The following is a 13,653-nucleotide window of genomic DNA, read 5'->3' as shown; positions in this document are numbered from 1 at the left end:
TAGCGGTTGAGCGGAGCTAGTCCTCAGCGGGCGCGGTGCCGGGCGCATCCGGCTTCGGCAGCAGCTTTTCGTAGACGACGGTGTCGCGCCACTGGCCGGCGAGCTCGCCGTAGGTCATCTTCGCCAGGTGGGAATAGGTACCCACCTTGGCGAAGCCGCGGGACTCGTGCAGCTTGGCCGAGCCGGTGTTTTCCGGGAAGATCCACGCGTGGATGGCCCACTTGTGCAGCTCCTGGCAGACCTCGATGAGCTTGTCCAGCAGCGCGCCGGCCACGCCCCGGCCCTGGGCCGAGGGGTCGACGTAGATGGAGTCTTCCACCACGCCGTGGAAGACGGAACGGGAGGAAATCGGGGCGGCCGAAACCCAGCCGACGACCTTGTTGTCATCGTCTTCCTCGACGGCGACGAAGACGGTGGACAGGATCTTGGCGTTGGTGAATTGCTCGAGCGACAATGCCGTCGTTTCATACGTGGCGTGGCCGGTGTTCAGGCCCTCCTCGTAAATATGCATCATCTGCGGGTAATCGTTTGTCCGGAACGGACGAATGTTGAACGACTTTTTAGACATGCTGTCCATTATTCCTTGCAGTTGTTTTTGCGCGCTAGTCGGTTTCCCAAAACCGCGTTTCGAGCGTGCTCACCAGTGCTTTTAGTGATCGCCTTCGAGCAGGTCCGTGACCAGTTCCGCGATGGCGGAACGCTCGGAGCGCTGCAGGGTCACGTGCGCGAATAGCTCGTGACCCTTGAGCTTTTCGATGACGGCCTGCACGCCGTCGTGGCGGCCGACGCGCAGGTTATCGCGCTGGGCGACGTCGTGGGTCAGCACGACGCGGGACCCCCGCCCGAGGCGGGAGAGCACGGTGAGCAGGACGTTGCGCTCGAGCGACTGTGCCTCGTCCACGATGACGAAGGAGTCGTGCAGGGAGCGGCCGCGGATGTGGGTCAGCGGGAGGACCTCGATGAGCTCGCGGTCGAGCACCTCATCCATGACGTTTTCGGAGACCAGCCCGTCCAGAGTGTCGTAGACGGCCTGTGCCCACGGGTTCATCTTCTCCGACTCGGAGCCCGGCAGGTAGCCCAGGGACTGGCCGCCGACCGCGTACATCGGGCGGAAGACCACGATCCGACGGTGCTCGCCGCGCTCCAGCACGGCCTCCAGCCCGGCGCACAGCGCCAGCGCCGACTTGCCGGTACCGGCCCGGCCGCCGACGGAGACGATGCCGACGGAATTATCCAGCAGCAGGTCCAGGGCGATGCGCTGCTCGGCCGAGCGGCCCTGCAGGCCGAAGGCGTTGACGTCGCCGCGCACGACCTGGACGGAACCGTCCGCGGCCACGCGCCCCAGCGCCGACTGCTGGCCGGCCCACAGCTTCACGCCGCAGTGCACCGGCAGCTCGGCCACGGGCGTGCCCTCGCGGGTGCGGACGTCATCAATCACGACTTCCCCATCGCGATAGAGTTCGTCAATCACCTCGCCCGGCAAGGCGGCGTCCGCCATCCCGGTGTAGCCGGTCAGCACGACGTCCTGCGCGTGGTACTCGTCCGCCGGCAGGCCCACGGCGCCAGCCTTGACGCGCAGCGGCACGTCCTTAGTCACCAGCACGGTCTCCTTGCCCTCGTGCGCCAGGTTCAGCGCGCAGGCCAGAATCCGGTGGTCCCCCTCCGGGCCGCGGAAGGCGGCCGGCAGCAGGGACTGGTCCTGGTGGTTCAGCTCCACCCGCAGGGTGCCGCCCTCTTCGTTGGCGGGTACCGGCTGGTCCAGGTGGTCGTAGGTGACGCGCAGCTGCTCCAAATGACGAAGAGCTTGGCGGGCGAACCAGCCAAGCTCTGGGTGATGACGTTTTCCTTCCAGCTCCGAGATAACAACTACCGGCAGCACGATGTCGTGCTCGGCGAATTTCTTCAGCGCCCAGGGGTCGGACAACAGCACGGAAGTATCCAGAACATAAGTCTTGGTCTTGACGGAACCGTCGAGGTGGGCGTCGGTAAGCGGAAGGGTGGAGGTCGTGGTCGGATAGGTCATGGCTTTAAGGTGCTCCCTTAAAAATTGGCGGTCAATCACGAACCAGTGGTGCCCGGCCCGTGCGGACACCACCCAATGTAGGCCGGCTAGGTTGAAATCACATGGGTGAAAGATGAACATTAGTCAAACTAGCCGCAACATCCCGGCCACCCCTTCCCTAACCATCACGAAACCCGCGGGGCCGCGGCCAAATACTGCCGCCGCTTCCCGCGGGTGTGAATCAGCGCGCCTTAATGAGGCGCTGCGAAAGATTAGTCGTTGACGTCGATGTCGGCCTCGTACTGGCCGTGGTCATCGTCGTAGTCCCACTCGATGGAGCCGTTGGTGAAGCTCTGCTTCCAGCCCTCGAAGCCGTCGTCGTCATCGTCGTCGCGCTGCTCCGGAGCGGTCGGCAGGCCGACCTTGCTGTCGACGCCGCCCTCGGCGGTCCAGGTCTCAGCGATCTTGCCGATGACCGGCTGGGCGCCGGTCTCCTCGGAGTAAGCCAGCAGCTTGTCGTCGTCGAAGGTAGCAACGGAGCCGTTCTCGCCCTCGGTGATGTCCTTCGGCTCGCCCCACTCGGAGGTCTTGTCCTCGATGGCGGAAGCGAAATCAGCCGGAACTTCCTTCTCGCCGGCGGCGGTGGTCACGGCCTTCTTGTCGCCGTTGGAACCCTTGTCGTCGGCGTCGTCGCCCTTATCGTCAGCCTTGTCGTCGGCGTCGTCATCGTTGGAGCCGGTGGCCTCGTTAGCGGCGGAGCCAGCGGCGTCGGTTGCCTCGTTGGCGGCGGAGCCGGCGGTGTCCTTAGCGTCGTTGGCGGCGTTCTCCGCGTCGGAGCACGCAACTACGCCGAAGGACAGGGTGGCAGCGGCCAGGCCGGCAACTACACGACGAGAAATCTTGTTCATGGTTGATCCTCACTTTCGTTGATAAATACGCTTTAACAGCAACTTCCACCGTAAGAACGCATCCAGAGTTTTTCAACAAATATCCCAAACTTTAGTCAGAAATTATGGGATTTCATCTAACTATTTGCGCCGTTTATGCCGGTCAGAGGATTTCTTACTTTTTGGTAACGAACGCGCGGCCGCGCGCCGCGCTTGCTTGGCTTTGGTCTTCTCCCGGGCACTGAGCTTCGGCTTCTCCTGCCGGGAGGAGTTCTTCGTCCGGCCCTTCGCCACGCCCACGAAGTCCTGGATGTCGTCGGCGTCGCGGTCCTTCTTCCACACCAGGCAGATCTCCGTGCGCGGCACCTCGGCGTCCACCAGCCCCAGCGGCACCACCTGCTTTTTGGACAGCACTTTCAGCAGCGGCCGCGGAGCAATAACGATGCCCACGTTGGCGCCGACCACCTGCAGCCCGGCGCGCACGGCCTCGACGTCCACGAGCCCGGAATCCGGGATGCGATAGTTGAGGTACTCGTCCGCGACGTCTTCTGCGCGGACGTCCTCGCCGACCTCGGCGTAGACCGAGTCCTTGGGAACGGCCACGCCGGGGGCTTCGGCGTACAGGCGCACCACGTGGAAGGAGCTGTCGATGCGCTCATCCCCACGGGCCGGCACCCGCGCCAGCGCCAGATCCGCTCCCCCTTCCAACAGGGCGGCAAGCGCGTCGTCCGCGTCCAGTGTTTCCAGTCCCCCGTGAGCGGTGTTTTCCCGGAACCGACGAAACCACTTTCCCGGCTCCGTGCCGGTGGCAAATGCTAGGCGCAACATGGTCCTTATCCTAGCGAAAGTGCTACCGTTATCTTTGTGACTGATTACCAAAAAGATTCCCCGCAGCAGCCCTCCGGCACCGCCATGCGCCCGCAGACCGCGGCGAAGAAGCTTGGCATCTACCTGCCGGCCGCCCCGGAGTCCTTCCAAACCGGCGCGGTCACCCACGCCGAGCTCCGCGAGCTCCAGCACAATCCCCCAGAGTGGCTGGCCATCCTGCGACGCGAGGGCCCGCACCCGCGCCCCGTGGTCGCCCAGAAGCTAGGTATTTCGGTGACCTCGCTGAAAAAGAACGACATGGACGCCCCGCTGACCACAGCCCAGATCAAGGAGCTGCTGGAAAACCAGCCCGAGTGGTTGCGCGCCGCGCGCACGCAGCACGCCCAGGAACGGGACAACCACTCGGGCGCCAACGAGGCGTCCGAATAAAAGCTGCAGCTAGGCCCTCGCTGAGCCTAGCTGCAGGCCCCAATCCTTAGAGCAGCTTCCAGTCCTCGAGTCCCTCGTACAGCGGGAACTGCTTGGTAATCTCCTCCACGCGGGCGCGCAGCGCCTGCTTGTCCGCCTTATCGCCTTCCACCAGAGTGGTGGCGATGATGTCGGCGACCTCAGTGAAGGCCTCCGCGTCCAGGCCACGGGTGGCCAGCGCCGGCGTACCGATGCGCAGGCCCGAAGTCACCATCGGCGGGCGCGGATCGTTCGGCACGGCGTTGCGGTTGACGGTAATGCCGACCTCGTGCAGCAGGTCCTCCGCCTGCTGACCATCGACCTCCGAGTTGCGCAGGTCGACCAGCACCAGGTGCACATCGGTGCCGCCGGTGAGCACGTCGATGCCCGCGCCCTTGGCGTCGTCCTGGGTCAGGCGCTCGGCGATAATCTTCGCGCCCTCCAGGGTGCGCTCCTGGCGCTCCTTGAACTCCGGGGTGCCGGCGATCTTCATGGCGATGGCCTTGGCCGCGATGACGTGCATCAGCGGGCCGCCCTGCTGGCCCGGGAAGACGTTCGAGTTCAGCTTCTTGGCGAGCTCCTGCTTGGCCAGGATTATGCCGGAGCGCGGGCCGCCCAGGGTCTTGTGGACGGTGGTGGTGACCACGTCTGCATACGGCACCGGCGACGGGTGCAGGCCGGCCGCGACCAGGCCCGCGAAGTGGGCCATATCGACCCACAGGTAAGCGCCGACCTCGTCGGCGATCTCGCGGAAGCGCTGGAAGTCCTGGGTGCGCGGGTAGGCGGACCAGCCGGCGATGATGACCTTCGGCTTGACCTCCAGGGCCTGCTCGCGCAGCTTGTCCATGTCGATGCGCATGGTCTCCGGGTCCACCTCGTAGGCGGCGACGTCGTAGAGCTTGCCGGAGAAGTTCAGCTTCATGCCGTGGGTCAGGTGGCCGCCGTGGGCCAGGGACAGGCCGAGGATCTTGTCGCCCGGCTCGGCCAGCGCGGCCAGGACCGCGGCGTTGGCCTGGGCGCCGGAGTGCGGCTGCACGTTGGCGAACTCCGCGCCGAAGATTTCCTTCGCCCGGTCGCGCGCCAGGTCCTCGACCACGTCGACGTGCTCACAGCCGCCGTAGTAGCGGCGACCCGGGTAGCCCTCCGCGTACTTGTTGGTCAGCACCGAGCCCTGGGCCTGCAGGACCGCGCGCGGGACGAAGTTCTCGGAGGCAATCATCTCCAGGGTGTCTCGCTGTCGGGCGAGCTCACCGGTGATCGCCGCGTGCGTGTCCGGATCCAGCTCACGCAGCTCCTGGTAGCGAACGTCCGCGTTATTCGAAGCAGTCATAGAAATTCTTCCGTACCTTCCTTGTGGGGCTAAACTCACCCGCCACTCCCCGGCCCGCTCAAAAGCCGAACGCCCCGGGGTTGTATTAGGCGTGCCACTTATCTTAACGAAAGTGAGTACTTTCCCGTTTAGTTCGGCGTTTCCCGCTACCCGTTTACACCCGCTTGGAGGGAGCTTTGGAACAATAGGGGCTATGGCGCGCACGCATGACCCCAGCCCCTACCTGAACTTCGACCGAGATTCCTGGCGCGAGCTGCGCAAATCTATGCCCCAGGTGCTGACCGAAGAAGAGGTAGCCAAGCTATCCGGCCTCGGGGAGAACATCGACCTTAACGAGGTCGCAGACGTCTACCTGCCGCTGTCGCGTCTCATCCACATGCAGGTCGAGGCCCGGCAGAAGCTCACGGCCGCCACCGAACAATTCCTGGGCAATCCGCCCGCCAACGTCCCGTTCGTCATCGGCGTGGCTGGCTCCGTGGCCGTCGGCAAGTCCACCACCGCGCGCCTGCTCCAGGTGCTGTTGCAGCGCTGGGAGCACCACCCGAAGGTCAGCCTGGTGACCACCGACGGCTTCCTCTACCCCACCAAGGTGCTCAAGGAACGCGGCCTGATGCAACGCAAGGGCTTCCCCGAGTCCTATAACCGGCGCGCGCTGCTGCGCTTTGTCACCGAGGTCAAGTCCGGCGCCGCGCAGGTCAAGGCCCCCGTCTACTCCCACGTGGTCTACGACATCCTGCCGGACGAGCAGCAGGTCATCGAGCAGCCCGACATCCTCATCCTGGAAGGCCTCAACGTGCTGCAGACCGGCCCGACGCTAATGGTCTCCGACCTGATCGATTTCTCGGTCTACGTCGACGCCCGCACCAGCGTCATCGAACAGTGGTACATCGATCGCTTCCTGCGGCTGCGCCACACGGCCTTCCGCAAGCCGGGCGCTCACTTCGCCCACTACGCCGGGCTGGAAGACCCCGAGGCCGCGGCCCAGGCCCGCGAGATCTGGCAGTCGATTAACCTGCCCAACCTGGTAGAAAACATCCTGCCGACCCGCGTGCGGGCCTCCCTGGTGCTCACCAAGGGCCCGAACCACCTGGTCGAGCAAGTGCGCATGCGCAAGCTTTAAACAAAACTCCGCGCTGAACTCCCCGTCCTACTTGCCGAAGCGGCGGGAGCGCTGCGAATAGTCACGCAGCGCGCGCAGGAAGTCGAGCTTGCGGAAGGCCGGCCAGTACGTGTCCGTGAACCAGATTTCGGAATAGGCCGCCTGCCAGAGCAGGAAGCCGGACAGGCGCTGCTCGCCCGAAGTGCGGATGACCAGGTCCGGGTCCGGCAGCCCCTTGGTGTAGAGGTGGTGCGAGATGGACTCGGCGGTCACGCGCTCAGCCATCTCCTCCGCGGTCGTGCCCTCGGCCGCCTCCGCGCGCACCAAGTCTTGGACGGCGTCGACGATCTCCTGCCGGCCGCCGTAGCCGACGGCCACGTTGACGATGACCCCGGAGTTATCCTGCGTCTTTTCGGCGGCCTGACGCATGCGATCGACGACGGGGTCCGGCAGTAGGTCTAAGTGCCCGACCAAGCGGACCTGGCAGCCCAGATCGCCCGTCGAGAGGGTCTCTACCACATCCGAGATGATGTCGAAGAGGAGCTTGACCTCCGCCTCCTGGCGCTTGAGGTTTTCCGTCGAAAGCAGATAAATAGTGACAACTTCCACCTCGGTATCGGCGCACCAAGAGATCATCTCGCCGATCTTCTTGGCCCCCTGCCGGTGCCCGTGGCTGATGTCGGTAAAACCAGCTTCCCGTGCCCACCGGCGGTTGCCGTCCGCCATGATCGCGACGTGCTTAGGCTGGGGTTTGCCCTTGAGCCCCCGCAGGAGCCGGGCTTCGTAGAGCGGGTAGAGCAAAGCTGGCACGAAATTCACGCCCTTAGTGTAGCTGGCTATTGCCTCTCTCGAGCCAAATGCGGTTGAATGTCTAGAATTTCGAGGACTTGCGACGGTCGAGGACCCCGGCCTCTGCCATGGCCGCGTCCAGCGTCTCCTTGTCGAAGGGATCGATGCCGTGCGCCTCGGCAAAGAGGGTGCGGCGGCGGAAACGGGAGTAGCGGCGGTGGAAGAACCACCCCGCCATGATGACGAAGACGCCCATGATGGCGAGGATCAGCAGGCCGATGGGCGAGGCCTTACCGAACTCCGGCCCGACCGGGCCGTCGGAGCCGCCCTGGGCCAGCAGCATGAAGCTGGGGTCGCTGGCGGCGTAAATCACGTGATCGCTGATACTCATAGGGGCTTCGTCCTCCTGGTTAGAAATGCCCGATAGGTTCAATAATACTGCTCACTACGCGGGGCAAGAAGCGTGTGCTGCGCGGTTAGCGTTCGCTGTCCGCAGAAATCCCGGCGAACAAGTCGTTTTCCGGCAGCGACGTGGACACCCGCGTGCGCGCCAGCTCGAATTCCTCGGTCGGCCAGTATTTCTGCTGCACCGCAACCGGGGTCGCGAGGAAAGCGCCGGCCGGGTCAATCTGCGTCGCGTGCGCCCGCAGGGCGGCCTCGCGGTTGGCAAAGTACTCACTACATTCTACCTGAGTGGTAACCCTGGCCATAATATCGCCGAAGCCTTCGTCCCAGCGCGCCATCATCGGGGCGTACGGGCTGGTCTTGCCCTCCTTGAGCAGCATCTCGTGGAAGATCTTCATCCGCTGGTAGATAAACCCGTGGGAGTAGTACAGCTTCAGCGGCTCCCAGGCCTCGCCGAGCTCCGGGTGGTAGCCCGGATCCCCGGCCTTTTCCCACGCGATCATCGAGGCCCGGTGCACCATCAGGTGATCCGGGTGCGGGTAGCCGCCGTTCTCGTCGTAGGTGACGATGACGTGGGGGCGGAAGGAGCGGATGACGCGGACGAATTCCTGGGCCACCACGGCATCGTCCAGCGCGGCGAAGCAGCCCTCCGGCAGTAGCGCCTGGATGTCCTCGGTCCACGGGTCCCCGGGCAGGCCGGAGTCGACGTGGCCGAGCCAGTGGTGCTTAACGCCCAGCGCCTGGGCGGCAGCGGCCATCTCCTCGCGGCGGACCTGCTTCATCCGCTCCTTAATGCCCGGCTTGTCCATCGCCGGGTTGATGATGTCGCCGCGCTCGCCACCGGTACAGGTCAACACCAGCACCTCGTCGCCTTCGGCGGCGTACTTGGCGGTGGTGGCCGCGCCCTTCGATGACTCGTCATCCGGGTGGGCGTGAATAGCTAACAGACGCAATCCAGTCACGTGCTAAAACATCCTCAATCGTAGATTTACCGTCCGGCTCAGATCCGGTGCGTGGCGCCCGCGTGCGGGGCGCGAACGTTCAACCGCCTGAGCCTATGCGGATCTATCCTAAGCGATGACGGCGAATTCCCGAACGCCGGGCACTCTGACTAGACTGTGGCTCATGAGTTCCGGAGGAGACCAGCGCGCCCCGCGTGGGGCATCGGCAGCACGGCCCACGAGCACGGTCCTGTCGGCCCGCTACGGCGGCACCCGCACCCGCACCGCCCCGAAGGATTTCACGGGCAAGGCAATCGCCCTCGTCATCGGCGCGATCATCCTGGCCATGATCTTCTACGGCGTGCAGTATTTCATGCAGCAAGAAAAGGTCAACGCGGAAATCTCCTACGTCACCCACGAAATCCGCGACGATCACACCCTGCGCGTGTGGGCGGATGTCACCCGCAACTCCCCTGACGAGGCCGCATACTGCATCGTCCAGGCCTATGACTACTCCAAGGCCGAGGTCGGCCGGCGCGAAATCCCCATCCCTGCCAACGGTAAGGACAGCATGCGCATCGCGGTCGATATCCCCACCAATGACCGCGCCGTCGCCGGCGGCGTCTACGGCTGCTCGAGCCAGATCCCGGCCTACCTCGACGTCGACAACCCCGAATACGCCGAATAATCCCGGCTCCCACGCCGCTACCGTTACTCCGCCGTGCGGCGGGACCCGCTGGCCCCAGTCTTGGGGGACGCACACAAGTGCGGCCTAGCCGCTGTGCTAAAATTCGGGGCGCTACGTGGGTCGACCGTGCCTGTTTCTTTTTCGCCGGCCGACCCCACCATTTACCACCGGCCAGGTAGTGGCACGGTGAACAATCTGAGATGAATTTAGGGAAGGTGCACCATGGCTGAACAGCAAAAGCAGTACATCACGCCGGAGACCAAGGCCAAGCTGGAGGCAGAGCTCCAGGAGCTTATCGATCACCGCCCCGTCGTTGCCGCCGAGATCAACGAGCGCCGCGAAGAGGGCGACCTCAAGGAGAACGCCGGCTACGACGCCGCCCGTGAGATGCAGGACCAGGAAGAGGCCCGCATCAAGCAGATCTCCGAGGTGCTGGCCAACTCCACCACGGAGCGCTCCGGCGTCGAGGAGGGCGTGGCCCACATCGGTTCCGTGGTGCACGTCTACTACAACGGCGACGAGGACGACAAGGAAACCTTCCTCATCGGTACCCGCGCTGCCGCCTCCGACAACAAGGACCTGGAGACCTACTCTGAGCAGTCCCCGCTGGGCGCTGCCATCCTGGGCGCTCACGAGGGTGAGACCCGCGAATACACCGCTCCGAGCGGCAAGACCAATTCGGTCACGATCCTGTCGGCCAAGCCGTATGATTCTGCTAAGGCCGCTACCCCGCGCCAGCAGTCTTAATCCACATTTCTGCGATCCCCCTAACTCAGAAAAGAGCACTCCCCATGAAGAAGTTTTCTCGCCTCGCTACCGCCGGCCTCGCCGTAGTCTCCGCCCTGGGCCTTGCTGCCTGCCACCCGCCGCACGAGAACCCGTCCGAGGAGAAGATCGACAACGCCTCGACCTTCACCGACCGCGCTGAGCCGTCCAGCTCCGCCGCCGAGTCCGGCGCGGGTTCTTCCGCCAGCACCACCGCTGAGCCCTCCTCGGCTCAGCCGACCCTGGCCGCGGCCGGCGCCCCGCGCCACCTGACCTGCGAGTCCATCGCCGTCGCTGAGCCGGATTCCATCGCTCTGGACTGCGAGGACACCACCGACTCCATCACCAACATCGAGTGGACCGAGTGGGACAATGACTCCGCCCGCGGCACCGGCACCCGCGCCGGCGGCGCCAACACCGAAGAGGTCGAGGTCGTCCTCTCCCGCCCGGCCGAGTCCCCGCAGGGCCTGACCTTCACGGAGATCACCGTCGACGGCGAAGTCGTCGGCGAGAACTAATCTCCCCCTAAACACCACCGCCCCGCCGGAGTACACACGCACTCCCGCGGGGCGGTTTTGTTGTCCAGCTAAGGGACTAAAAGACCTAACAGAACCTAGTCTTCGCGCACCCAGGCACCAATAACGCCGGGGACGACCGCCGGCCGCTGGCCCAGCAGCGCTAGCCGGTTCGGGTCCTTTTCGACCTCGGTTACGACCGCGCGCACCGACCGCGAGGACTCCTTCGACGAGTGTCCCCCGCGGTGCATGCCCATCATGGGCGCCATTCCGCGGCCGATGCCTCCTGCCCGGCCATTCTGCGACGCCCCGGCCGCAGCCTTGTTGGCTTGCTGCGCCGGGCTCTGCCCGTAGGCACCGCCGGCACCCGAACCAGCCCCGGCACCAGCGCCCAGGCCACCGCCGGCCGCTCCCGGGACACCAGCGATGCCAGCAGCCCCCGGCACCCCGCCGCGCAGGCCACCGCGCGCTCCGGCTGAACCATGGCCGGAACCGCCGGCCGCACCCGGCGCCGCCGTGGTCATCCCTCCGAAGGCACTCCCCGGCAAGAAGGCCGCCCCGCGGTTGCTTCCGGCCAGGCCACCGCCCGCTGCCCCAATCCCCGGTCGACCGGCGCCTGGTGCGGCCCACGCCCCGGCCGGGGTGACAGTGCCCGGCGCACCGGCCGGTGTCGCTACACCACCTGCTGCCGATGCACCCGGCACCACCGCGCCCGGCATACTCGGCGCCGCCACGTTGGCCGCGTGCGTTGCCATCTGCCCGCCACTGAACGCCGAATCCCCGGCCGGAATCAGCCCGTGGTCGGCCAGCCACTGGCTGCCGCGGTGGGCGGCATCGCGCATCTCCTGCCGCGTCGCGGCGTCCAGGCCCACCCCGTCGACCGCACTAATCTGGCCGTCTGCGACTTCGAAGGAGCCCGGGCCCACGCCCGGGCGGTTCATAAGCTCCTGCATCTGCTGTGGCAGTGTGACTCCCTCGGTGGAATAGCGCTGCCCGTTTCCATCCACGGCCCCCATCCCCAAGTGCAGGTCCCCACCACCGCTGGCCGGGGCCTGGTCCATCAGGCTGCGCTGGATCGGCATGGACTGCAGCACAATATTCTGCAAAGTCCCCTGGTGCTTGAGCAGCATCGCCTGCTCCGCCGCTTTCCGCGCCACCGGATCCGGGATGGCAAGAACCGTACCCCAGTCAACCGACGCCACCACCTGGTCAGCTTGCAGGCCCGCCAGCATGGTCGAGTTCTTCCCAGCCATCACCGTCGCATTAGCCGCGAACTGCCGACCCGTGGCCGCGACCTCCCGAATCTTGGCCGCGGCCCGATCCGTGGTCTCCGACTGGTTGCGCGACTGCAACTGCCCCGCCAGCGCATCCATCTCGTTGGAAATCCCATTGACCCGCGACGCGAACTGCTGCCAGCGGTGAATCGTGTTGCTAATCCGGCCCATATTCGTAAACAAGAAGCCCTGGACCAGACCAAACAGCGACGACCCCGTATTTACCACCGGCGGCACAAAGCTAAACGGACTGTAGCCCGGCTCCGGCTGGTTCACAATCGGCATCGCCGACTTGCCTACCGCCCCGCCAGCATCCGCAATATCCAGGCCATGAGCATTCGCATCTTCCTGCTGTTCGAAACCCTGGGCCTCATCCCCCAGCACCGATGCCATCCAGCCCAACTGGCCCGCAAACTTTTCCAAAGTACTAAACGCCGACGCCGGGTCCATATGCACCGCCCGCCCGTGGATATCCCCCGCCCGGTCAATGCCAGTAATGGGCGAGAAGCCGAAGTCTAAGACGTCGAAACCGAAACTATTTAACTGGCTAACTCTTTCTCGAAGCCTCCGCATGGACTCAGAAGCCATCTCGAGCTCGCGGACGTCGATGTAAAACATTAAGTTAACCCCGCCAATCCCTTGATTCCTACTTCAGCTCCTTCGCAAGCTTGAGCCGTGGTCTCTTTTTCTAATGAAGTTCTTACTAACACTATTGTCCCTCCGATAGTATCTAGATACGCGATACAAGAATTCCCCGCCGATTCTTCACTCGTCTCAAGATAGAGACCATCGACTTCCTCGTCTTTCATCTCTTTGTTTTGAGGAGAAAATTCTTGAGAAGCCAGTGTTACTACTACATCTCGCTCCTCTCCCTCCACGAAGCTACAAACTAGCTCTCCCCAGTAACCTTCCTCGGGCTTCCCAAATCCAGCTTCCGTGAATTCTTCCTGGGTGATTTCCTGACAAGGTTTAAAGAGCTCAAACCCCGGGTCCATGGCATCCGGCTCCCCTAGTGGAGGAAGCAAGGACTTCGTGGACTCGGAGTTTGAGCTGTGGGGTTCTGCGTCGGATGCAACATCCGCGGGCTCGGACGCCGCCCCCTCGGCACCAATGGTGTTGTGCTCATCCTCGGCAGAAAGCTCCGAGCCTGTTTCAGAGAAACCGACTCCGGAACAACCCCCGGCGAGAAAGGCTGTGGCTAGTGCCACGCTGCTCAGTACCTTTCTAACCATGTGATCCCCCCGATCTTTCTGCGTGCCCCACCTCAACGTGTGAGACCGCCACCCCAGCAACAAAAGCTACCCCGAGCTTGGCTTTTATTACCGGGGCGAAGCACTTGGAAGCTCCTTGTCGGCTCTCCCTCGTGCCCCTTAGCGGCGGCCTCGGTACCCAGTTTGCATGAACATCGAAATTTTGTCTTCCCGAGCCGTCAAACTTTTTTCTGCGGCCGGTTTCAGCTGGTGTCTGCGCGCTAGTCCTTTTACAGAAAGTTGACAGCGTAGGTGCAGGCCATTTGCGGTTTGAAAACTGCATGAAAGTGAGCCACTCCATGTTCAAACCAACTGGCGCTTGAAGAAACGGGTGTACCCGGAATTACATAGATGTCATAAGCCTGCGGGGAATTCTGCGCTTCTTTCGCAGCTCATGGGGTCTCAACACATGGGCTACCAAAGCCAACCTGTC

General features: G+C 64.2%; 15 protein-coding genes. 5 read left to right on the top strand and 10 right to left on the bottom strand.

Annotation, left to right across the window (positions count from 1 at the left end):
- Window positions 1–16 precede the first annotated feature (16 nt).
- The 4 genes from VVS03_RS03560 to VVS03_RS03545 form a co-directional block, all read right to left on the bottom strand.
- Window positions 17–568 carry an N-acetyltransferase family protein gene (locus VVS03_RS03560; RefSeq protein WP_368519561.1) on the bottom strand — a complete coding sequence of 184 codons (552 nt, stop codon included), beginning with the start codon at window positions 566–568 and terminating at the stop codon, window positions 17–19.
- An 81-nt stretch (window positions 569–649) separates the two neighbouring features.
- Window positions 650–2,023 (bottom strand): PhoH family protein, encoded by a 1,374-nt coding sequence (locus VVS03_RS03555; protein WP_368526542.1) that lies wholly within the window; start codon window positions 2,021–2,023, stop codon window positions 650–652.
- A 251-nt stretch (window positions 2,024–2,274) separates the two neighbouring features.
- Window positions 2,275–2,910: an LGFP repeat-containing protein gene (locus tag VVS03_RS03550; protein ID WP_368519559.1), complete on the bottom strand. Its 636-nt coding sequence runs from the start codon at window positions 2,908–2,910 to the stop codon at window positions 2,275–2,277.
- Window positions 2,911–3,030: 120 nt separating this feature from the next.
- Window positions 3,031–3,717 carry a LysR family transcriptional regulator substrate-binding protein gene (locus VVS03_RS03545; RefSeq protein ID WP_368519558.1) on the bottom strand — a complete coding sequence of 229 codons (687 nt, stop codon included), beginning with the start codon at window positions 3,715–3,717 and terminating at the stop codon, window positions 3,031–3,033.
- Window positions 3,718–3,801: 84 nt separating this feature from the next.
- Here VVS03_RS03545 and VVS03_RS03540 point away from each other — a divergent pair, with 84 nt between their 5' ends.
- Window positions 3,802–4,146, top strand: a complete 345-nt coding sequence (locus VVS03_RS03540) for a DUF5997 family protein (protein ID WP_368519790.1) — start codon at window positions 3,802–3,804, stop codon at window positions 4,144–4,146.
- Window positions 4,147–4,192: 46 nt separating this feature from the next.
- Here the strand turns inward: VVS03_RS03540 and glyA are convergent, their stop codons facing one another.
- Complete coding sequence (gene glyA / locus VVS03_RS03535) at window positions 4,193–5,494, bottom strand: serine hydroxymethyltransferase (protein ID WP_368519557.1); 1,302 nt, start codon at window positions 5,492–5,494, stop codon at window positions 4,193–4,195.
- A 193-nt stretch (window positions 5,495–5,687) separates the two neighbouring features.
- On the opposite strand from glyA, the gene coaA reads away from it, so the two are divergent.
- The gene (coaA, locus tag VVS03_RS03530; protein ID WP_368519556.1) at window positions 5,688–6,614 is read left to right on the top strand and encodes a type I pantothenate kinase; all 927 of its coding nucleotides are present in this window, start codon (window positions 5,688–5,690) and stop codon (window positions 6,612–6,614) included.
- A gap of 27 nt (window positions 6,615–6,641) precedes the next feature.
- Here coaA and VVS03_RS03525 read toward each other — a convergent pair whose 3' ends face one another.
- The 3 genes from VVS03_RS03525 to mca form a co-directional block, all read right to left on the bottom strand.
- Window positions 6,642–7,412, bottom strand: coding sequence for an isoprenyl transferase (locus tag VVS03_RS03525; protein WP_368519555.1), 771 nt, complete (start codon window positions 7,410–7,412; stop codon window positions 6,642–6,644).
- A 52-nt stretch (window positions 7,413–7,464) separates the two neighbouring features.
- Window positions 7,465–7,773 (bottom strand): hypothetical protein, encoded by a 309-nt coding sequence (locus VVS03_RS03520; RefSeq protein WP_368519554.1) that lies wholly within the window; start codon window positions 7,771–7,773, stop codon window positions 7,465–7,467.
- 85 nt (window positions 7,774–7,858) lie between these two features.
- Complete coding sequence (gene mca, locus VVS03_RS03515; RefSeq protein ID WP_368519553.1) at window positions 7,859–8,749, bottom strand: mycothiol conjugate amidase Mca; 891 nt, start codon at window positions 8,747–8,749, stop codon at window positions 7,859–7,861.
- A gap of 163 nt (window positions 8,750–8,912) precedes the next feature.
- Between mca and VVS03_RS03510 the strand changes: the two genes are divergently transcribed.
- From VVS03_RS03510 to VVS03_RS03500, 3 genes are all read left to right on the top strand, one after another.
- Window positions 8,913–9,416 (top strand): DUF4307 domain-containing protein, encoded by a 504-nt coding sequence (locus VVS03_RS03510; RefSeq protein ID WP_368519552.1) that lies wholly within the window; start codon window positions 8,913–8,915, stop codon window positions 9,414–9,416.
- Window positions 9,417–9,638: 222 nt separating this feature from the next.
- The gene (greA, locus tag VVS03_RS03505; RefSeq protein ID WP_368519551.1) at window positions 9,639–10,163 is read left to right on the top strand and encodes a transcription elongation factor GreA; all 525 of its coding nucleotides are present in this window, start codon (window positions 9,639–9,641) and stop codon (window positions 10,161–10,163) included.
- A 44-nt stretch (window positions 10,164–10,207) separates the two neighbouring features.
- Complete coding sequence (locus VVS03_RS03500; protein ID WP_368519550.1) at window positions 10,208–10,699, top strand: hypothetical protein; 492 nt, start codon at window positions 10,208–10,210, stop codon at window positions 10,697–10,699.
- 95 nt (window positions 10,700–10,794) lie between these two features.
- Here the strand turns inward: VVS03_RS03500 and VVS03_RS03495 are convergent, their stop codons facing one another.
- Together VVS03_RS03495 and VVS03_RS03490 are read right to left on the bottom strand one after the other, a co-directional pair.
- Entirely contained in the window at window positions 10,795–12,588 is a 1,794-nt protein-coding gene (locus VVS03_RS03495; protein ID WP_368519549.1) for a hypothetical protein, read from the bottom strand.
- A complete protein-coding gene (locus VVS03_RS03490; RefSeq protein WP_368519548.1) occupies window positions 12,588–13,178 on the bottom strand; it encodes a DUF3558 family protein in 591 nt (196 codons plus the stop codon). The genes VVS03_RS03495 and VVS03_RS03490 overlap by 1 nt, the downstream gene beginning before the upstream one ends.
- Window positions 13,179–13,653: the final 475 nt, after the last annotated feature.

Source organism: Corynebacterium sp. LK2537 (assembly GCF_040946485.1).
In the GTDB taxonomy this organism is placed as follows: domain Bacteria; phylum Actinomycetota; class Actinomycetes; order Mycobacteriales; family Mycobacteriaceae; genus Corynebacterium.
The sequence above is the reverse complement of the archived record's forward strand: the minus strand, read 5'-3'. Positions and strand labels throughout refer to the sequence as shown.